Annotated in this window: 17 protein-coding genes; 14 read left to right on the top strand and 3 right to left on the bottom strand. The window is 71.8% G+C overall.

Translation table 11 applies throughout. From position 1 onward, the window contains the following. Positions 1–77 precede the first annotated feature (77 nt). From ABZ714_RS21845 to ABZ714_RS21810, 8 genes are read left to right on the top strand one after another with little or no spacing between them, the layout of a single operon-like run. Complete coding sequence (locus ABZ714_RS21845) at positions 78–1,196, top strand: sugar phosphate nucleotidyltransferase (RefSeq protein WP_358826950.1); 1,119 nt, start codon at positions 78–80, stop codon at positions 1,194–1,196. Next, the gene (locus ABZ714_RS21840) at positions 1,193–2,740 is read left to right on the top strand and encodes a fatty acid--CoA ligase family protein (RefSeq protein ID WP_358826949.1); all 1,548 of its coding nucleotides are present in this window, start codon (positions 1,193–1,195) and stop codon (positions 2,738–2,740) included. The genes ABZ714_RS21845 and ABZ714_RS21840 overlap by 4 nt, the downstream gene beginning before the upstream one ends. Further along, a complete protein-coding gene (locus tag ABZ714_RS21835; RefSeq protein WP_358826948.1) occupies positions 2,737–4,065 on the top strand; it encodes a nucleotide sugar dehydrogenase in 1,329 nt (442 codons plus the stop codon). Before ABZ714_RS21840 ends, ABZ714_RS21835 begins: the two co-directional genes overlap by 4 nt. Continuing rightward, complete coding sequence (locus ABZ714_RS21830) at positions 4,058–5,038, top strand: NAD-dependent epimerase/dehydratase family protein (protein WP_358826947.1); 981 nt, start codon at positions 4,058–4,060, stop codon at positions 5,036–5,038. Before ABZ714_RS21835 ends, ABZ714_RS21830 begins: the two co-directional genes overlap by 8 nt. Further along, the gene (locus ABZ714_RS21825) at positions 5,035–6,129 is read left to right on the top strand and encodes a glycosyltransferase family 4 protein (protein WP_358826946.1); all 1,095 of its coding nucleotides are present in this window, start codon (positions 5,035–5,037) and stop codon (positions 6,127–6,129) included. The genes ABZ714_RS21830 and ABZ714_RS21825 overlap by 4 nt, the downstream gene beginning before the upstream one ends. Next, entirely contained in the window at positions 6,126–7,277 is a 1,152-nt protein-coding gene (locus ABZ714_RS21820; RefSeq protein WP_358826945.1) for a DegT/DnrJ/EryC1/StrS family aminotransferase, read from the top strand. Before ABZ714_RS21825 ends, ABZ714_RS21820 begins: the two co-directional genes overlap by 4 nt. Positions 7,278–7,281: 4 nt before the next feature. Next, positions 7,282–9,078 carry a hypothetical protein gene (locus ABZ714_RS21815; protein WP_358826944.1) on the top strand — a complete coding sequence of 599 codons (1,797 nt, stop codon included), beginning with the start codon at positions 7,282–7,284 and terminating at the stop codon, positions 9,076–9,078. After that, positions 9,075–10,118: an alcohol dehydrogenase catalytic domain-containing protein gene (locus tag ABZ714_RS21810; protein ID WP_358826943.1), complete on the top strand. Its 1,044-nt coding sequence runs from the start codon at positions 9,075–9,077 to the stop codon at positions 10,116–10,118. The genes ABZ714_RS21815 and ABZ714_RS21810 overlap by 4 nt, the downstream gene beginning before the upstream one ends. Positions 10,119–10,363: 245 nt before the next feature. Here ABZ714_RS21810 and ABZ714_RS21805 read toward each other — a convergent pair whose 3' ends face one another. Next, positions 10,364–10,945 carry a LuxR C-terminal-related transcriptional regulator gene (locus ABZ714_RS21805; protein WP_358826942.1) on the bottom strand — a complete coding sequence of 194 codons (582 nt, stop codon included), beginning with the start codon at positions 10,943–10,945 and terminating at the stop codon, positions 10,364–10,366. Between the two features lie 1,050 nt (positions 10,946–11,995). Here ABZ714_RS21805 and ABZ714_RS21800 point away from each other — a divergent pair. Next, positions 11,996–12,985, top strand: coding sequence for a fatty acid desaturase (locus ABZ714_RS21800; RefSeq protein ID WP_358826941.1), 990 nt, complete (start codon positions 11,996–11,998; stop codon positions 12,983–12,985). Positions 12,986–13,069: 84 nt separating this feature from the next. Here ABZ714_RS21800 and ABZ714_RS21795 read toward each other — a convergent pair whose 3' ends face one another. After that, on the bottom strand, positions 13,070–13,993 hold the full coding sequence (locus ABZ714_RS21795) for a 2-oxoglutarate and iron-dependent oxygenase domain-containing protein (RefSeq protein WP_358826940.1): 924 nt from the start codon (positions 13,991–13,993) through the stop codon (positions 13,070–13,072). Between the two features lie 222 nt (positions 13,994–14,215). On the opposite strand from ABZ714_RS21795, the gene ABZ714_RS21790 reads away from it, so the two are divergent. The 4 genes from ABZ714_RS21790 (at position 14,216) to ABZ714_RS21775 (ending at position 17,702) form a co-directional block, all read left to right on the top strand. After that, positions 14,216–15,178 carry an ATP-binding cassette domain-containing protein gene (locus tag ABZ714_RS21790; RefSeq protein WP_358826939.1) on the top strand — a complete coding sequence of 321 codons (963 nt, stop codon included), beginning with the start codon at positions 14,216–14,218 and terminating at the stop codon, positions 15,176–15,178. A gap of 2 nt (positions 15,179–15,180) precedes the next feature. After that, a complete protein-coding gene (locus ABZ714_RS21785; RefSeq protein WP_358826938.1) occupies positions 15,181–15,939 on the top strand; it encodes an ABC transporter permease in 759 nt (252 codons plus the stop codon). Between the two features lie 13 nt (positions 15,940–15,952). After that, positions 15,953–16,756, top strand: coding sequence for an ABC transporter permease (locus ABZ714_RS21780; protein WP_358826937.1), 804 nt, complete (start codon positions 15,953–15,955; stop codon positions 16,754–16,756). Positions 16,757–17,273: 517 nt separating this feature from the next. Beyond that, the gene (locus ABZ714_RS21775) at positions 17,274–17,702 is read left to right on the top strand and encodes a hypothetical protein (protein WP_358826936.1); all 429 of its coding nucleotides are present in this window, start codon (positions 17,274–17,276) and stop codon (positions 17,700–17,702) included. A gap of 16 nt (positions 17,703–17,718) precedes the next feature. On the opposite strand, the gene ABZ714_RS21770 is transcribed toward ABZ714_RS21775, so the two are convergent. Next, positions 17,719–18,873, bottom strand: a complete 1,155-nt coding sequence (locus tag ABZ714_RS21770) for a magnesium and cobalt transport protein CorA (protein ID WP_358826935.1) — start codon at positions 18,871–18,873, stop codon at positions 17,719–17,721. A gap of 286 nt (positions 18,874–19,159) precedes the next feature. Between ABZ714_RS21770 and ABZ714_RS21765 the strand changes: the two genes are divergently transcribed. Next, positions 19,160–20,311: a winged helix DNA-binding domain-containing protein gene (locus ABZ714_RS21765; RefSeq protein ID WP_358826934.1), complete on the top strand. Its 1,152-nt coding sequence runs from the start codon at positions 19,160–19,162 to the stop codon at positions 20,309–20,311. The last annotated feature ends 155 nt before the right edge of the window (positions 20,312–20,466 follow it).

Genomic DNA, 20,466 nt, shown 5'->3' with positions numbered 1-20,466 from the left:
TCGAGGCTTCCCCGGACCGTCCCCGGCCGCCAGCCTTGATCCCGTCGCGATGACCGAGGCGACACGGGGAGGCCCCAGTGCGAGCGATCATCCTGACCGGAGGCAAAGGCACCCGCCTCAGGCCCTATACCGAGAACCGGCCCAAGGGCCTGCTCCAGCTCAGCCGGTACTCCATCCTCGAAGTCATCATCCGAAGGCTCCGAGGTGCCGGTTTCAGCCATATCACCCTCTGTGTCTCCCATCTGGCGGACCAGATCAGGGCCGAGTTCGGCGACGGGGAGCCGCTGGGAGTCCGGATCGACTACAGCACCGACCCGAGCCCCCTGGGCACCGCGGCGCCGCTGGCCCGGGTCGCCGGGTGGCACGGCCCGGCCCTCGTCATGAACGGGGACGTCCTGACGGCGCTCGACTTCGCCGAGCTGTACCGGACGCACAAGGACAGCGGCGGAGTGCTCACCGTCGCGTCCTTCCGCCGCCCGCTGCCGATCGGCTTCGGCGTCCTCGACGTCCGGGACGGCGAAGTGGCCGGGATCTGGGAGAAACCGACGCTTCGGCTCGATATATCGGCGGGGATTTATGTGGCCGATCCGGCCGTACTCGAAGCCATCATTCCAGGACAGGTCATTGACATGCCGGACCTGGTCGCGTCGATGATAGAAAGCGGGCGGCGGGTCCACATCTATTCCTTCACCGACCGGTGGCACGACATCGGGACGCCGGAAAGATACGAAGAGGCCAAGCGCTGTTTCGCGGCGGATCCGGACCTCTATTTACGCAACGGCGGCGCCCCGGCCCGGCACGGGCCGGGAGACCGGCCCGACGAACCCGGCACACCGGTTCTCCTGCTCCACTCCGGCACGGCATCGAGAGAGGCCAACGGGTCTGTGACGAACGACGATCCAGCGACGGACGAGGCGACGGACGAGCTGACCGACGAGATCGCCCAGGACATGGGGACCGTACTCGAATGCCGGCCCCTGGCACCCGCCGACGACTTCTTCCTCCTCGGCGGCGACTCCCTGCGGGCCGTGGATCTGATCGCCCGGCTCACCGAACGCTTCGAACCGGCCGACCCCGAGGCGGCCGACCGGCTCCACGCCGATCTGCTGCTGGCGGTCTTCGAGGACGCCAGCCCGGCCGCGCTGGCCGGAGTCGTACGGTCGCACCGCACGACGAGCCGGACGGGCGGCCGATGACCGACGACGGTTCACCGGACCGGCCCGGCCGGTCCGAACAGCCCGATGATCCCGGGCGGTCCGGGCCGCCCCCGACGACCCCGTCCCTCGTCGGACTGCTGCGGGCCGCAGCCGCCCGCGACCCGCACGGAATCGCCGTCAGCACCCGGGGCAGCGCCGCCTGGCAGAGCATGACCCGTACGGAGCTGCTGTCGGCGGCGCTGAACGCGGCGGCCCGTCTGACGGCCCGGGACCGGCCGCCGGGACCGGTGATCGTCCTGGTGGACAACACGCCGACCTGTGTGGCGACCATGCTGGGGCTCTTCATCGCCGGAGTCGACACCCTGCTGGTCGAACGGGAGAACTCCCATCTGGGCGAGGCCGGTTCGGTCGTCCACCGGCTGCCGCTCGCCGGACTCGTCGGCCCGTCCGACGTCGCGCCCGTACCCGGGCTCGACCGGCGCACCTTCGACGAGCTGGTGCACGAACCCGCCCCGGCGGGCCCGCCACCGCCGCCGGAGAACCCCGCGACGGCCGTCCTCCAGCTCACCTCGGGCAGTACCGGCGAACCCCGGATCGCCCGGCAGACCCTGCGCAACACCCTCACCGGCGGCGCGCTCTACCGGGACATCCACCGGATCACCCCCGCCGACACCGTGCTCGCCATGGTGCCGCTGGCACACTCCTTCGGCCTGGTGGGCGCGCTGGCCACGGCACTGGTCTCCGGCGCCGGGCTCCGGACCATGTCGCGGTTCCGGCCCGGGGCGGCCCTGGAGGCCCTCGACGCGGGCAGCACCGTACTGCTCGGCACCCCGCTGGTGTACCAACTGCTGACCCCGGTACTGCCGCGGACCGGGCCGCGCGGCCGGGTCCGGGTCGCGCTCTCCTCCGGCGGGCCCCTGGCGGGCGCCGCCGCCCGGGCGGCCGGCGACCGGCTCGGCGTCCCCGTCCACCAGGTCTACGGCAGTACCGAGACCGGCCTGATCGCCTGCGGCTACGACCGGGACGAGCCGTGGGCCGAGGAGAGCGCCGGGGCGATGGCGCCCGGAGTCGACTGGCGGCTGCGGACCGGCCGCGCCCCGGCCTCCCGGTCCGGCCGGGGCCATCTCCTGGTCCGTACCTCCACGATGTTCGAGGGGTACGCGGACGGCGGCGCCCCGCCCCCGACGGAGGACGGCTATCTCGCCTGCGGGGACCTCACCGAGATCGGCGAGGACGGCGAGATCGTCGTCGTCGGACGGAAGGACGCGTTCGTCAACGTCGGCGGGCGCAAGGTCAGTCCCCGCCGGGTGGAGAAGGCGGTCGCCGAACATCCCGGGGTGAGTGAGGTACTGGTCTTCGGGGCGCCGGGCCGGGCCGGTGAGGAAGAGGTCCACGCCGCCCTCGTACTCCGCCCCGGACACGACTCCGCCGACGTCCTCACCTTCTGCCGGACCCGGCTGATGCCCTATGAGGTGCCGCACCGCGTCCACGTACTCACCGCATTGCCACGTACAGGCATGGGCAAGATCGACCGGCATCGGCTGCGGGAGACCGCGGCGATGCGGAATGGGGAGAACCGATGACCGACAGCACACCAGGTGACGGGCGGGACGGCCGCCCGGTAGTGGTGGTGGGGCTCGGCTACGTGGGCCTCCCGCTGGCCGCGTCGCTGGCCGCGGCCGGGGTCGACGTCGTCGGCGTCGAGACCAACCCGGCGACCCGCCGGACCGTGGCGGCGGGCGAGTCGCCGTTCTACGAACCGGGCCTCGCCGAGCTCCTCCAAGGGCTGCCGAAGGGCCGCCTCACCGTCTCGGCGACCCTCCCGGACCGCGCGCCCCACGCCGTCGTCATCTGTGTCGGCACCCCGATGTCGGCCGAGACCGGACATCCGGCCCTGGGGCATCTGGAGGCCGCCGCCGAGGCCGTGGCCGAGGCCATGGCGGACGACACCCTGGTCGTGGTCCGCAGTACCGTCCCCGTCGGGACCTGCCGCGAGACCGTACTGCCCCGGCTGCGCAAACACATCGCCGAACCCCTGCTGGCGTTCTGTCCCGAGCGGCTGATCCAGGGCAGGGCGCTGGCCGAACTCGTCGCACTGCCGCAGATCGTCGGCGGACTCGACGACCGCTCCCGGGACCGCGCCCGCGAACTGCACGCCCTGATCACCCCCAGGCACGTCCCGGTCTCGTCCCTGGAGACCGCCGAGATGATCAAGCTGGTCTGCAACGCGCACACCGATCTGCTCTACGGCTTCGGCAACGAGATCAGCATGATGGCCGCCGGATTCGGCCTCGACGCCGACGAGGTGATCGCCTCCGCCAACCGCGACTACCCCCGGCCCGACCTGGCCCGCCCCGGCTTCGTCGGCGGCAGCTGCCTCACCAAGGACCCCTATCTCCTCACCTACGGCACCCGGGCCCACGGCTACGACGCCCCCATGGTCACGGCCGCCCGCCGGGTCAACGAGAGCGTGCCCGCCTTCGCCGTGGAACGCTTCGTCCGCGCCTACGAGGCCGGCACCGACCGGCCGCTCTCCGAGGCCAAGATCCTGGTCTGCGGAATCGCGTACAAGGGACGGCCGGAGACCGACGACGTCCGCGGCGCCGCCTCCCCCGATGTGGCGAAGGCCCTCAAGGGCAGGGTCGCGACCCTGGCCGCCCACGACTTCCTCGTCCCCCCGGAGACCGTCGAGGAGCTGGGATTCGAACCGGTCGCCCTGGCCGACGGGCTGCGCGACGCCGACGGGATCATCGTCCTCAACGACCACCCGGGCTATGCCGCCGTCACCGCCGAGGCCGTCCGCTCCCGGATGCGCGCCCCGCGCGTGGTGTTCGACATGTGGGGCGCCCTCGAAGCCGCCCTCGCCCACCACCCCGACATCACCTACCTGAGGCTGGGCCGTGTCTGAACGCGCGCTGATCACCGGGGGAGCCGGGTTCATCGGACTCCACCTGGCGAAGGAGCTGATCCGGTCGGGTACCGAGGTCGTCCTGATCGACGACTACTCCCGGGGCCGCCCCGACGACGAGTTCGCCGCCGTCCGCCGGGACGCCCGGGTCGTCCGGCACGACCTCAGGCTCCCCGTCCCCGACGACCTGCTGCCCCCCGTCGACCACGTCTACCATCTGGCCGCCAAGGTCGGCGTCGGCCAGAGCAACCGGGCCCCGGGCGACGTCCTGCGGACCAATGTCCTGGCCACCATGAACGTGCTGGACTGGGCGCTCCGCCACAAACCGGCGGCACTCTTCCTCAGCTCCACGAGCGAGGTCGGCGACGGCGCCGTCCGCAGCGGGCTGGCCGAACTGCCCGCACCCGAGACCGTGCCCTACGTCCTGCCCGACCCGGCGCTGCCCCGGGCGGCGTACTCCCTGGGCAAGGTCGTCTCCGAGGCGCTGCTGCTGCACGGCGGCGGGGAGTTCCGGATCAGGATCGGCCGCTACCACAACGTCTACGGCCCGAGGATGGGCTACGCCCATGTCATCCCCCAGTTCATCGAACGGCTGCTGGACGGCGAGAACCCGTTCCGGATCTACGGCGCCCACCAGACCAGGTCGTTCTGCCATGTCGACGACGCCGTCGCGGCCACCGTCGCGATGACCCGGCTGCCCGCCGGCGAACCCCTGGTGGCCAATATCGGCAACGACACCGAGGAGATCACCGCCCTCGCCCTCGCCGAACGCCTCTTCGCCGTCGCGGGCACCCGACCCGAGGTGGAGATCCACCAGCCGCCCCCGGGCTCCCCCGACCGGCGGCTGCCCGATCTGCGGGTCCTGCGCGCGGCGACCGGACACACTCCCCGGGTGGACCTCGACACCGGGCTCCGGCAGACCTACGAGTGGTACGCCGCCGCCCGTCCGGAGCGGTTGAAGGCCCGTTCGTGATCGCGGTCCAGGTGGCCTTCGGCGGCTACCGGGGCACCCACGCGGGCGCCGAGCGGATGGCCTGGCACACCACCGCCCGGCTGGCGGCGAACGGCCACCGGATGACCGCCGTCACCGACTCCGTACCGCCCCCCGGACTCGACCGCGCGGCCGTCCGGGTCGCCGGGCCCGACGACGGCGAACCCACCGGACCGGCGGCGTACGACCTGGTGCACGCCTACGACCTCGGCCGGCCCGAGTACGTCCGCCAGGCCCTCGTCGCGGCCCGGATCCACCGGGCCCCCTTCGTCCTCACCCCCGCCACCGACCCCCAGCTCTGGCCGGACCCGGAACTCGGCCGTACCGCCTGCGAACGGGCCGCCGTCATCTACACCCTGACGGCGGCCGAGGAGGACACCCTGCGCGCCGCGGGCGCCCCCGCCGACCGGATGCGGCGGATCACCCAGGCCGCCGATCTCCCCGGCCGCCCCGACCGGGCCGGGTTCCGTACCCGGCACGGCGTCCGGGGGCCGATCGTGCTCTTCGCGGGCCGCCGGATCGCCACCAAGGGCTACCGGCAGCTCCTCGCCGCCGCGCCGCAGGTCTGGGACCGGCTGCCGGACACCGCCTTCGTCCTGATCGGACCCGGCGGCGACCCCGACCCGGCGGACCCGGCGGAGGCCGCGGTCCGCGCCGATCCCCGGGTCCTCGATCTGGGCACCGTCTCCGACCAGGAGAAGGCCGACGCCATGGCCGCCTGCGCCCTGCTCGCCCTGCCGACCACCGCCGATGTCTTCCCACTGGTCTTCACCGAGGCGTGGGCCTGCGGCCGGCCCGTGGTCACCGGCCGCTTCCCCGGCGTCGGGGAAGTGGTCCGGGACGGGGTCGACGGGGTGATCGTCGGCCCCGGCGCGGCCGAACTCGCCGGCGTTCTGACCGGGCTGCTCACCGACGAGGCCCGGCGGGACGCGCTGGGCGCCGCCGGACTGGCCCGGAGCCGTACCGACTTCGGCTGGGACCGGGTCGCCGACGACGTGGCCGCCGGATACCGCCAAGCCCTCACCGGACGGCCGCCCGCCGCGACCGCCCCCACGGGAAAGGAGACAGGGTGAACAGCGACCCCCGGTGGAAGGTGACGGTGGCCGACACCACCGTCGGCCCCGAGGAGATCGAGGCCGTCACGGAGGTACTCGCCTCGCGCTGGCTGTCACTCGGGCGGCGGACCCGCGCCTTCGAGGAGAAGTTCGCCACGGCCCTGGGCGCCGCGGACGCCGTCGCCGTCAGCAGCGGCACCGCCGCCCTCCATCTCGCGGTCCTGGCCCTCGGGATCGGCCCCGGCGACGAGGTGATCACCCCGTCCCTGAACTTCGTGGCCTCCGCCGAGGTCACCGCCCTGCACGGAGCCCGGCCCGTCTTCGCCGACATCCGCTCCCCGGACGACCTCACCGTCGACCCCTACGACGTGGAGCGGCTGATCACCCCCCGTACCAAGGCGATCGTCGCCATGCACTACGGCGGCTACCCGGCCGACCTCGACGCGCTGCGGGCGATCGGCCGCGCCCACGGCATCCCGCTGATCGAGGACGCCGCCCACGCGCCCGTCGTCCCCACCCCGTCCGGTACGGCCGGGACCGTCGGGGACATCGGCTGCTTCAGCTTCTTCGCCACCAAGAACCTCGCCACCGGCGAGGGCGGCATGGTGGTCGCCCGCGACCCGGAACTCCTCGCCCGGATCAGGGCGATGCGCTCCCACTGCCTGACCAGCGACACCACCGAACGGATGCGGACCGGCGGCGCCGCGTACGACGTACCCGCCGTCGGCCTCAACTACCGGCCGACGGAGCTGTCCTCCGCCATCGGACTGGTCCAGCTCGGCAGGCTCGGCCGGGACCGGGCCCGCCGCCGGGCCATTAACGGGATCTACCGCAAGCGGCTCGATCTGCCGATCCCGTTCGACGCCCGCCCGGACGAGGGCGCCCTCCATCTGGCCGTCGCCCTGCTGCCGCCCGGGGTCGACCGGGGCGAGCTGCGGGCCGAGCTGAACGCCCTCGGGGTCCAGACCTCGGTGCACTATCCGCCCAGCCACCAGTTCACCTACTACCGCGACCGGCACGGTAGTACCCGCCGGGCGCTGCCGGTCACCGAAGACGTCGCGCCCCGGCTGCTGACCCTGCCGCTGCACGCCCGGATGACCGACGACGACGCCGAGTTCGTCGCCGACGCCGTCACCACCGGCCTGCGCCGGGCGACCCGGAGGTAGAGCGATGGAGTACACCGCGCACACGGGCCGGATCCATGCCGACGGCCGGCCCGTGCCCGTGGTCGGCGTCAACTACCACCCGTCCCGGGCGGGCTGCCGGATCTGGCGCGACTGGGACGCCGACGCGATCCGCGACGACTTCGCGGCCGTGGCCGGGGCGGGCCTCACCACCGTCCGGCTCTTCCTGTTCTGGCGCGACTTCGAACCCGAGGAGGGGCGGCCCGAGCCCAAGGCGTTCGCCCGGCTCGCCGAGGCCGTCGCGACCGCCGCCGAGCACGGGCTGAACTGTGTGCTGTCGGTGTTCACCATCTTCATGAACGGGCAGCTGCTCGACCCGGCGTGGCGCGACGGCCGGAGCCTGTGGCGCGATCCGGTGCTGCGGGAGCGCGAGGAGGCGTTCGCCCGGCGGGTCGCCCGTACCGTACGGCCGTACGGCAACGTCCTCGCGTTCGACCTCGGCGACGAGATCTCCGCCGTGGCCCCGGCCGAGGCCGACGGGCTCTCCCGGGCCGAGGTGGCGTCCTGGTACGAGCGGCTGGCGGACGCCCTGCGGCAGGAGGCCCCCGGCACCCTCGTCCTCCAGGCCAACAACGCGCTCTCCGTCTTCGGCCCGTCCCCGTTCTCCGCCGACAACGCGGGCCCGCTCGACCTGGTCGGCGTCCACGGCTTCCCGGCCTGGGCGGCGGGCTCCATCGAGTCGACGCTCTCGTACAAGGCCACCAGCCTCAACGCGTTCCTCGCCCGGTACGCCGCCGCCTACGGGGTGCCCCTCGTGGACGAACTGGGCAGCTACGCCGTGGACGAGGAGACGGCCGCCGGATATCTGGCCGCGTCCGCCGCCTCGGCACTGGCCAACGGCGCGAGCGGGGTACTGGCCTGGTGCTGGCAGGACATCGCGTCGGAGGAGGAGCCGTACCGCGACCGCCCGGCGGAACGGTTCGCCGGGCTGCGGCGGCTCGACGGCTCCGCCAAACCGGCCTTCGACCGGCTGGTCCGGCTGGCCGGGTCGGCCGCCGAACTGACGCCCGGACCCCGGCCGCCGCGGATCGCCGTCCATCTGCCCGAACGCGTCCGGGCCCGGCCACAGTCGTATCTGGACCACGGCGTCGGTACCGTCGCCGCCTTCTACGCCCATCTGCTGCTCAAACGCGGACATCTCGACTACCGGTTCGCCGTCGGCCCCCTGGACGGTCACGACCTGGTGATCTGCCCGTCCGCCGACCGGCTGACCCTGACCGACGTCCGGCGGCTGCGGGCGGCGGCCGAAGGCGGCGCCACCGTGTACATCTCGCTCGGCGACCGGCACCACGGCTTTCCGGGCGAGGAGCTGACCGGGGCCGAGATCGCCGATTTCGCCCTGGGCGACCCGGGCAAGGCGTCCTTCGGCTGGCTGGGCACCGACTGGCCGGTCGACTGGGAGACCGGCGGGAACACCCCCGTCACCCTGCGGGCGACCACCGGCCGTACCGTCGCGGCCTTCGCCGACGGCACCCCGGCGATCGTGGTCAATCCCGTCGGGGCCGGGCGGACCGTGTTCTGCGCCGTACCGCTGGAACGGATCCTGGACGTCCCCGGGCGGCTGGAGTCCGCCCCGTGGCACCGGCTCTACCAGGGGATCGCCGAACTGGCCGGGATCCGGCCGCGGCTCGACTCCGCCGACCCCGAACTGGAGATCGTGGCCGGTACCGGGTCGGCCGTACTGATCAACCACGGCACCACCGCCCACCGGGCCCTCGGTGTCACCGTGGCCGCCAAGGACTGGGCGGTCGTCGCACTCCCGGACGAAGGAGCGGAGTCATGATGCGGGGCGTCGTCTACCGGGGGCCGGGGAAGATCGAGGTCGACACCGGACTCGCGGTACCCCGGGTACGGCACGACCGGGACGCCGTGGTCCGGGTGACGCGGACCGCGATCTGCGGCACGGATCTGCATCCCTACCGGGGCGAGCTGCCGGACTTCCGGGCCGGGAGCGTCCTCGGCCACGAGTTCGTGGGCGTCGTCACCGAGGCGGGCGCGGAGGTCCCGTACGCCGTCGGGCAGCGGGTCGGCGCCTCCGACATCGTCGCCTGCGGCAGGTGCGGGCGCTGTGCCCGGGGTCATCACTACCACTGCCCCGACTCCACCCTGTTCGGCTACGACACCGTGGCCGGGGCCGCGCTCGACGGCGGCCAGGCCGACTACGTCCGGGTCCCGTTCGCCGATGTGGTGCTCTCCCCGTCACCCGGCGATCTGACCGATGATCAGCTGCTCTTCGTCGGGGACGTCCTCAGTACCGGATACATCGGCGCCGAGGCCGCCGGGATCACCCCGGGCGATGTGGTCGGCGTGGTCGGGGGAGGGCCGGTCGGACTGCTGTCGGCCCAGTCCGCCCGGGTCTTCGGCGCGGCCCGGGTCGTGGTCACCGACACCGACCCGCGGCGCCGGGCCAAGGCCGTCGAACTGGGCTTCGAGGCCGTCGGACCCGGGGAGTTCGGCCCGGCCCTCGGGGACGGTACGGACCGGGGCGCCGCCGCCGTGATCGAGGCGGTCGGCTCCGGTGCCGCGCTCGTCGCCGCCCTGGCGAACGTCGGTTTCGGCGGTACGGTCGTCGCCGTCGGATCGCACGGCTCGCGGGCCGTACCGCTGGACGCCAAGGAGGCTTTCGCCCGGGAGACGACCCTGCGCTTCGCGGTGGGGAACCCGATCCGGGTCCGGGACCGGGTGATCGCCCTGCTCCGGGCCGGGCTGCTGGACCCGGCCCCGCTGGTGTCGCACCGGCTGCCGCTGGCCGACGCGGCCCGGGGCTATCGGCTCTTCGACGCGCGGGAGGCGCTGAAGGTCGTCCTGGTGCCGGAGGGCTGACCGGCGGAGCGGTGATCGCCGGGCGGCCGGACGGGCGGGCGGACGGGTGGCCGGTGGGGACCGGCCGGGGACGGGGGTGACGAGGGTGGCGGTCGGCGGGGGTCGCGGCCGGTGTAGGGGCGGCCGGTCGGAGAACGGCGTCGTTGGGTCGGGGGTCGTCTTGGGGGATGGGTGTCGTCTCGGGGGGTGGGTGTCGCCCCGGGGCGACGGTGGGGATTCCGTCGCCCGCGCGGTGCACGGTCGGGTCAGCGCTGGATGAGTCCCCGCTGAATGGCGGTGACGACGGCCGCCGTACGGTTCGGCGCCCCCAGCTTCAGCAGCACACTGGCGACGATCCGCTTGGCGCCGTGGCTGGAGATCGACAGTCGTCGGGCGATCTGCTTGTTGCTGAGCCCCTCGGCGAGCAGGGCCAGGGTCTCGTTCTCGCGTACGGTCAGGGTTCCGGTGCGCTCCCGGGCGGATACCGGAAGCCCGTTGGCGCGCTGGATCAACTCCCTGGCCAGCGGTGCGGGAATGGGGACCTGGCCGGCCGCGAGCTGGCGCAGGGTGTCCTCCAGAGCCGTGGTGCTCAGCTCGCCGAGGATCAGGAAGCCGTCGGGGTGGAAGGGTCCGCCGATCCGCTGGTCGGTCAGATCGGCGCTGTGGAGCAGAAGAAGGATCTTGGGCCGGACGCCGCCGAAATCGGTGCTCACGCCTTCGAGTTCACCGAGGTCGCTGACGATCACCACATCGGGCGGCCGGATACCGGCCATACCGCCGGCCTCGGCCCAGTCCCGGCCGTGCCGGACAGTGCCGACCAGGGAGATGCCATCAAGGGTGGCGCCCAATCCGCGCCTGAGAATTTCGTCTCGGATAACAGTGACGATGTCCAGTAGTCCGCACACTTCTGTACTACTCGATAACGTCGCAGAGTCCACGATGCCCCCGCCTGCTGCATTCGTAGTGAATCGAACGGTCGAGGTGACTGTCTATCAAATTCGTGATCGTGGCGGCAAGAGGGAGGTGAGATAGGCCGGAAGTCGGCCAACCGGCTCGTCTTGTCCGCCAATTAACCGTGCCACCCCCCAGAAAAATCGCAGTATTATCGGATCAATCGGGCGGACGGTATTTTTCTGGGAGCTTTACAAATGTAATGCCACGTTGGCACTGGCGCGGCGCCCTCGTTCAAACGAAGGTTTGGAATCCGTTGCCCCGGGGAGTGTTGCAGGTTGCCGGTAACGGCCCGGTGTCTTCGTTCCGGCTAGTGGGAGAAGAATTCGGCAACGAATTCCCGGGGTACGGAATCCGTCGTGCGGGCCCGGCGCGGCGCCGGTACGCCCCGGCGGGCCGACCGCGGCCCGGCCCCGCCGGCCCCGGTCCGTCACCGCCCGACCCGCCGACTGTGTCCGGTTTCCGCTGGTCGACGCCCGTGCCGTCGACGTACTCCCGCCGCCCCCGGCCGACTGCCGCACGGGGGCGCCGGGCGGTGGCCGTACCGGGTGCCCGGCCGAGCGCCGCACCGGGTCGCCGGGCGACGGCCGTACGTCCGCCCGGTCCGCCCCGGGAATCCCGGCCCGCCCGAATGAAACGCCGAAAACCCGCCGGGAACACGTCTCGATCCGCACACCGGGGCGCCCGGCGGGCGTTTGGGCGGAGGGGGGTGTTGTTTCGGTTTCGAAATCTGTAGCTTGCCGGTGAGGCCGAGACCCGGACACCGTGTCCGAAGGGCGGGCGGGCACCGGGAAAGCGTCTACCGCACGGAAATCCAGGCGCATCGGCAATGCGGCCATTTCCCGTCCCACTCCTCCGTCCGCGCCGCGCCCATGCCGCCGGCGGCCGGGGCACGGACCGAACCGGATCCCGCCATGCGCTGCTTCGAAACTCTGGGAGATTCAGGAATGACACTCTCGCAGGAGAACGTCCAGCCCGACCGGAACGATGTCTTCTCCTCCGCCGAACTGCGTGATCTGACCCGCCGTTCCAGCGGGCTCGCCCTGGGCCGCGCCACGGTCCACGCCCTGCTCTACGCGATCACCGTGGCCGGCGCCTTCGCCGTCGACACCTGGTGGGCCTACGCGGTCGGCTGGACCCTGGCCGCCTTCGTGGTCGCGTCCCTGCACAACGTGCTGCACTGCGCCGCGCACGGCACCTTCATGAGCACCCATCGGGGCAACCGGATCGCCGGCCAGCTGTCCGGCACCGTCCTGCTGATGAACAGCGCCCTCTACCGGGTGTTCCATATGCACCACCACCGCAATACCCATACCGTCGACGACCCCGAACCCGACGGCTCGATCACCACCCTCGGGCAGTACGTCCTCGCGATGCTGAATATCGAGTACTTCCTGGGGTTCCTGCGGATGTCGGCGGCCTCCGTACAGCACCGGTATCCCTACTTCGTCACGACCGAACGGGCCCGGTCCGCGATCCGCCGCGATACCTGGATCCTGCTGACCTGGATCCTCGCCGTCACCGTACTGACCGTACTGTGGCCGCTGGTGATGCTCACCCTGTACATCGCACCGGCCTGCATCGCCTGGGTCATCAACAATTTCGCCATCATGCCCGAGCACTACTACGCGGAACGGTCCGACAACCCCTGGCGGAACACCAATTCGGTGTACACGAGGAGCAAGTGGTTCGGGTTCCTCAACTGGAACACCAACTACCACGCCGAACACCATCTCTATCCCGGGATCCCGGCCTGGAATCTGCACGAGGTTTCGAAGCGGGTACGCCACCATCTCGCCTGCACCGAGACCTCCTACTTCCGCTTCCACGCCCGGGTCCTCTCCGACATCGTCAGCGGCCGGGCGAAGGCGGAGGAGGTCGAAGTCGAGGAAGGCCGGACGACGACCTTCTACTACCCGCTGCGCAAGGCCGAGTGACGGCGCCGGTACGGCGTCCCGCGCCCCGGACCCCGGTCCGCCGACCCCGCGGGGGGCCGGCGGACCGCCGCCGTCCGGGGGCCACTAATCCGCGATGATCGTGGCCAGCTTGTCCCGCAGGAACGCGTGGGCGTCGATCCCACCCACATCGGTCCCCAGGTCGCAGTCGTAGAAGTAGGCGAGGGAGATCAGCTCCTCGTCCGGCGCGTCCAGGGGCGGCGGCAGGACCCGGTGCCGCCCGGCCCGCCAGCGGCCCCCGGACCAGTGGGCCATCAGATCGCCGATGTTCATGGTGAGGGCGTCCGGATCGTACGGAGCGTCCTGCCAGCCGTCCTCGTCGGTGTAGACCTGGAGTCCGCCGAGGCCGGGCTGGCGGTCCAGCAGGGTCACCGTCCCGAAGTCCGTATGCGGCCCGATCCGGAACTGCCCCGGCGCCGCGGGCCCGACCCGCTCCGTCCCCGGATACCAGTTGATGTTGAAGCCCCAGGTCGCCTGACCGGTATGGGCGGTGAAGTGCCGCTCGCCGCCGCCGATGGCCACCCCGAGCACCTCCAGCACCCCGTCGGAGAGTGCGCGCATCCGGTCGAGATACGCCTCCACCAGGGGCCGCATCGCGGGCACCTCGGCAGGCCAGACATTGGGCCCGTCGAACCACTCGGCGTCCACCACGGGATCGCCCGTGGGGTCGTACGAGGCGAAGGCGAACGACTCCTTCAGGTCGGGCGGCCCCTCGCCGCCCTCGGCGTACGCGTTCGCCTCGGCCCCCGGCCCCAGCCAGCCGCGCCCGCCCACCTGCACCGCGTACGGCTGTTTGGCCGCCCGCGGCAGATGGAAGAACCGGCGCGCCGCCGCCCGGATCTCCGCCAGTGCCGAGGCGTCGATCCCATGGCCCCTGACGAGCAGGAAGCCCGCCGTCCGCAGGGCCTCGTCAACCGTCTCGGCGATCGCGCGACGGGTTTCGGTACCGCCCGCCGCCCATAATTCGAGGTCAATGGTGGGAATTCGCATGGCCACACTGTATGACCCTGTTCACCCGCCGAACAAGTGCACAGTCGAGAGCGCGAATTGGGCCGGTGCGGGTGCGTCGAATTCAATCGGGAAGGGGTTCGGGCCCGTCCGCGACCCGGCTGCCGAACCCCCGCCGTGGAGCGGACTGTTGTTTCGGGTCTGAAATCTGTAGGTTGCCCGTGAGACCCGCCGCGCAGGTGCGGGATTTCGGAGGACTACGTGATGGTGAAAGACGGACCCATGGGTGCCGACGGCCCGGGCGGACGCACCCTGGTGCGGGCCCGGAACCTGGTGAAACGCTTCGGTGATTTCACCGCGGTCGACGGCATCGAATTCGACTTACGCGGAGGGGAGACTTTCGGCCTGCTGGGGCCGAACGGTGCCGGGAAAACGACGACCATGCGCATGCTCAGCTGTATCAGCGCCCCGTCCGGCGGTGAACTGCGGATCCTCGACCGTGATCCGGCCCGCGAGCAGACCCGTATCCGGGAACGGCTCGGGATCTGCCCCCAGGCCGACAACCTCGATCTGGATCTGACGGTGGTCGAGAACATCACGACCTACGCGCGCTACTTCGGGATGTCCCGGCAGCGCGCCCGGGCCCGGGCGGCGGAGCTGCTGGAGTTCGCCCGGCTGGAGGACCGGGCGGAGGACCGGGTGCACTCCCTCTCCGGCGGGATGAAGCGGCGGCTCACCATCGCCAGGGCCCTGGCCAACGAACCCGACATCGTCCTCCTCGACGAACCGACGACGGGCCTCGACCCCCAGGCCCGGCATCTGCTCTGGGAACGGCTGTTCCGGCTCAAGCAACGCGGCACGACCCTGGTGATCAGTACCCATTACATGGACGAGGCCGAGCAGTTGTGCGACCGGATCGTCATCATGGACAACGGCCGGATCGCCGCCGAGGGCTCGCCCCGGGCCCTGATCGAGACCCACTCCAGCCCCGAGGTGGTCGAACTCCGCTTCGGCTACGACGCGGCCGACGCGTACGCCGGAAAGCTCGACGGCATCGGCGACCGGGTCGACCCGCTGGCGGACCGGGTCCTGGTCTACGCCCGGGACGGCGACGCGGTCGTCAACGAGGTCCACCGGCGCGGACTGCGGCCCGCGAGCGTCCTGGTCCGCCGGTCGACGCTCGAAGACGTCTTCCTCCGCCTCACCGGCCGGGCGCTGGTGGAGTAGCGATGGCCCACCCCTCGGTCGCCGTCCTCGAACGGCATATGCTGCTGTACCGACGGCTCTGGAAAGCGTCGGTCTTCTCCTTCTTCGCCCTGCCCTACCTCTTCCTGGTGAGCATCGGCGCCGGTGTCGGCGGTTACGTCGGCGAGGTCGACGGCTTCTCCTACCTGGACTGGATCGCCCCCGGCATCCTGGCCTCGACGGTCTATCAGATCGCCGTCAACGAGTCGACGTACGGCGTCTACACCGACTTCGAATGGGTCGGCGGAATCCACACCATGCGCGGCACCCGGGTATCCATCCGTGACATGGTCGCGGGCTGGATCCTCTACGTCCTCGTCATGGTGGTCATGGCCGTCGCCGCCTTCCTCGCCATCGCCTGGCTCTTCGGCACCCTGCACTCACCATGGGTATGGACCGTCCCCCTGGTCTGCGCCCTGCTGGCGGTCGGCGCGGCGGGCCCGACGATGGCGTTCGCGGCGAGCATCCGCAACGACGGGTACTTCGAGCTGCTGATCCGCTTCGTCGTCATCCCCACCACCCTCTTCGCCGGTGTCTTCTTCCCGGTCGACGAACTGCCCCAGGGCTTCCGCCAGCTGGCCTACGCCTCCCCGCTCTGGCACGGCGTCGAACTGGTCCGGGCCGCGTCGCTGGGCACATCGACCGCCTGGCCGGTACTCGTCCATATCGGATACCTGCTGCTGGTGGCGGCGGCGGGCTGGATCTGCGCCGAGGCGGCCTTCCGCCGCAGGCTCGACAGCTGAGAGGGGAGAGCCGATGCTCACTCACGCGATCGCCGGACGCTTCTCCACCAACCGCTCGGCCGCGGTCGTCCTGCGCAACGCCCGCGCCATGCAGACCGGCCCGTCGGCCTGGCTGCTCGTCGTCGCCGGCCTGGTCGAGCCGCTGTTCTATCTGCTCTCCATCGGCATCGGCGTCGGCAGCCTGATCGACAAGGACATCAGCTACCGGGGCCAGGACGTCTCCTACGCCGCCTTCGTGGCCCCCGCGATGCTCGCCACCTCCGCGATGACGGCCGCCTTCTCCACCACCACCTTCGCCTTCTTCGGCAAACTGAAGCAGTCCAAGGTCTACGAGGCCGTCCTGGTGACCCCGGTCCGCCCCCGCGAGGTGGCCGTCGCCGAAGTGGTCTGGAGCGCCCTGCGCGGCGCGGTCTTCTGCGGACTCTTCCTGGTCGCGATGGTCCTCCTGGACACGGTCTCGACCGGCTGGGCGCTGCTCGCCTTCCCGGCGGCCGTCCTCGCGGTCGTCGCCTTCGCCGCGATCGGCCTGGCGGCCAGCACCCTGATGCGCGGCTGGCACGACTTCGACGCCCTCACCACGGCCCAGATGGCCCTCTTCCTCTTCTCCGGCACCTTCTCGCCCACCGAGGACTATCCGCCCGTCGCCCAGATCCTGGTCGAGTTCACCCCGCTTTACCACGCGGTCGAACTGATCCGCCGCATCTGCGTCGGCGACCTGGCCCCCCAACTCCTCTGGCACACCGGCTACCTCCTGGCGGCCACGGCCCTCTGCCTGGCCTTCGCGGCCCGCCGGATCCACACCACCGTCTACGACTGAGCCACCGCACCACGACGAGAGGCCTACGGGCGCCCGCCACTCGGCGGGCGCCCGTACGCGTGCGTAAGGGCTGTCCCGTAATCCCCGGCGGGCGCGCGACGACGGCTACGGCACTTCGCCGCGTTGTCGAATCGTCCGAATACGCCCAGTACGAGGACGACTCTCCGCCGTGCGACGCACCGCATCTGACGCCGTGCGCTGATCCGCCGCGGATTACGGGACAGCCCTTACGGCGCCATCCGTTTCACGCCCGCCGTTCGAAGGGCCGAATACCGTAGTCGCCTTACCTCCGTGTGGCAATCCGCCGAATGGTTTTCGGGTGGGTAACATATTGCGTCGCCGAATTCTGAACACACCTTTCCGGCCGCTTGAATTGGCCGTCACGGGTATGGGTGCAGATATCCCCGGGTGATGAGGTGAATACCAGCGCCGAGGTGGCGGGTATGCCCCCTCGTGTTCGAACGGGCCATGGAGATTTCAGGAGGCACTCAGGAAGACACGTCGAATCGCCAGGGCCGTGGCACTGGCCGGAGGCGTTTTAGCGGTCGGTGTCCTGGCGGCCGGACCGGCCGGCGCCGCCGCCAACCGGCGGCCGGTGGACGGTCTGGTCTTCGACGCCTGCTCGCCGACCGTGGCGCACCCGGCGGAGGCGGGGGCCGGCTGCCAGGGGTGTGTGATCGCCGACAGCACGGCGGCCCAGGCGGTCCTGGTGGTCGGCGACACCTCGGGCGGCCCGGTCACCATCAGCGGTGCCATCGACTCCCCGGCCGCGTGGCCGAGCAGTACGGCCTCTGCCACGCCGACGCTGAACACGGGCTTCCGGCGGGCCTGTCTGGCGCCGGCGAAGGTGGTGCCCTGCGACGGGGTGGAGCGCTACCCCGTCGTCACCCCGGTGGTGAACGGGACCAGCGCCGGCGCCATCGGGGCTGGGGTCCGGCGTTGCTGAAGCCGGACGGTACCGGCTACAGCCAGCCGCGCCGTTTGAAGACCACGTAGAGGCTCGTACAGACCAGCGCCATCAGCAGGATCGCGAACGGATAGCCGCCCGCCCAGTGCAGCTCCGGCATGTTGTCGAAGTTCATGCCGTACACGGTGCCCACCAGGGTGGGGGCGAAGAGGATCGCGGCCCATGAGGAGATCTTCTTGACCTCTTCGTTCTGGGCGAAACCGGCTTCGGCCAGGGCGCGCATTTCCGCGTTCTGCTGCTGCGTGACCAGGGTGGCGTTGACCGTGAGGATATCCGCCAGGGCCTGGCGGAAGCCGTCGACCCGTTCACTGGTATGGGTGACGTGGTCGGCGACATCGCGGAGATAGCGCTGGAGTTCCTCGTCCGTGCCGTATTTGGTGAAGCCCGCCATCAGCCCGTTCAGCATTCCGACGAGTGGGCTGGTGGCGCGCTGGAATTCCACCATCTCGCGGGCTAGTTCATAGATCCGGCGGGAGACGGCGGGGTCGCCGCCGAAGACCTCCGTCTCGATCTCGTCCATATCGATCTGAACGCCCGCGACGACCGGTGCGTAGCCGTCGACCACCGCGTCGAGGACGGCGTAGAGCACCGCCTCGGGGCCGAGGGCGAGCAGATCGGGGGTCTCCTCCATCCGGCGGCGTACGGCGGAGAGGTCGGGGGCCGCGCCGTGGCGGACCGTGATCAGGAAGTCGGGGCCGACGAAGACATGGAGTTCGCCGAAGTCGACCCGCTCCTGGGCGTCGAGATAGCGGGCGGCCCGCAGCACCACGAAGAGCGTGTCGCCGTAACGTTCCAGCTTGGGCCGCTGATGGGCCTCCAGAGCGTCCTCGACCGCGAGTTCATGGAGATCGAACTCGGCGGCCAGGGAGAACAGCTCCTCCGCCGTCGGCCGGTGGAGCCCGATCCACGCCATGCCGTCGGGGTGCGTACGCAGTTGCCGGTACGTCTCCGCCAGCGAATCCGGGGTCGACGCGCGGCGGCCGTCGCGGTACAGCGCCGCCTGCACCACACTCGTCCGCTCCCCGTCCGTCTCCTCCCGGGCCGGATATCCGGCCGGGGCGGCAGCCGGGGCCGGCGGCCTCGGCGCCGGGTCGGTGTGCGTCGGTTCCGTACGGCGGCGGCGCTGGGGCCGCTTCGGGGTGGGGGACATCCAGGTCACCTCCTTCGCGGGTCCCGGGAGGACGACGGGTCGCCCGCCGCCTTCCCGAGCCGCGACCTCGGGCCGGGCCGCCACGGCCGGAATCGGGGCCGGGCCCGGCGTACCTTCGGTGGGCAGATGCCGCGCCTACCCGGCGTGCGTGCAGGATAACCACGCGGGAGCGGCACGGCGCGGCGTCGGCCGGACCCCGGGGCGGTGGCGGCGGCGCCGGGGCGCGGGGCCGGGCGACACCGCATTGCGGACCGGAACTGTCCGCGATCCTCGTTACCGTGGGGCCATGCCCGCCACACCTTCCGCGCCCTCGACCCCTCCCGTACTCGGCGACCGCGCCCTCAACCGCGCCACCCTCGCCCGGCAGCTCCTGCTGCGCCGCGCGCCCCGGGCCGAGGTCTCGGCCGAGAGCGCCGTCTCCCGGCTCGTCGGGCTCCAGGCGCAGAACGTCAAGCCCCCGTACCACGCGCTCGCCGCCCGGCTCGACGGGTTCGACCCCACCGAACTCTCCGAACTGATGGCCGGGCGCCGGGTGGCCCGGATGGTCACCATGCGCTCCACCCTCCACACCCACACCGCCGATGACTGTCTGGCCCTGCGCCCACTGCTCCAATCGGGTGGCCCCGACCGCGAGCTGAGGGCGTTCCGCGGCCGGGGCGGGCTCGACGGCGTCGACCTCGACCGGCTCGCCGCCACCGCCCGTGAACTGGTCGAAGCCGAACCCCGGACCATGGCGGAACTACGGGCCGCGCTGCTCGCGGAGTGGCCCGCCGCCGATCCCGCGTCCCTCGCGGTCGCCGCCCGCTGTCTGCTGCCGCTGGTCCAGGTCACGCCGCGCGGGCTGTGGGGCCGCGGCGGGCAGGTCAGACTCACCACCGCCGAGCACTGGCTGGGTCGCCCGCCGGGCCCGCCGGCCGGCCTCGACGACGTCGTCCGCCGCTATCTGGCCGCCTTCGGGCCCGCCTCCGTCAAGGACTTCCAGACCTGGTCCGGGCTCACCAGGACCCGGGACGCCTTCGAACGGCTCCGCCCCGGGCTCGCGGTCTTCCGGAGCGCGTACGGCGTGGAACTCTTCGATCTGCCCGACGCGCCGCGCCCCGGCGAGGACACCCCCGCCCCGCCGAGGTTCCTCCCCGAGTTCGACAATTTGCTGCTCTCACACGCCGACCGGCGGCGCGTGGTCGGCGACACGCGGTACGCGGGGCTCGTCTGGAAGGGCAACCAGTCCCTCCCGGTCTTCCTCGTCGACGGATTCCTGGCCGGGATCTGGCGGCTGGACGAAGGCACGGAGCCGGACGGTCCGGTGACCCTGACCGCCCGGCCGTTCGCCGAACTGCCGCCGCAGCGGGCGAAGGCGCTGGCGGAAGAGGCCGAACGCACCCTCGCGGTGCTGGCCCCGGGCCGGAGCGGCTACCGGGTCGGGATCGAGACGCCTTAGTCGGGGACCCCCAGCGCCTTGGCCCTCCGGGTGAGCGCCACGACCCGGGCCGCGCCCGGCAGCCTGATCTTCTTCGCGGTCTGCGGACCGCCTGTGGCTGTTCGCGCAGTTCCCCGCGCCCCTGACCACCTCCCTCTCGCCGGCCTCGTAGAGGA

Origin of the sequence: Streptomyces sp. NPDC006798 (genome assembly GCF_040635975.1) — a bacterium.
Classification (GTDB): Bacteria; Actinomycetota; Actinomycetes; order Streptomycetales; family Streptomycetaceae; genus Streptomyces.
The sequence above is the reverse complement of the archived record's forward strand: the minus strand, read 5'-3'. Positions and strand labels throughout refer to the sequence as shown.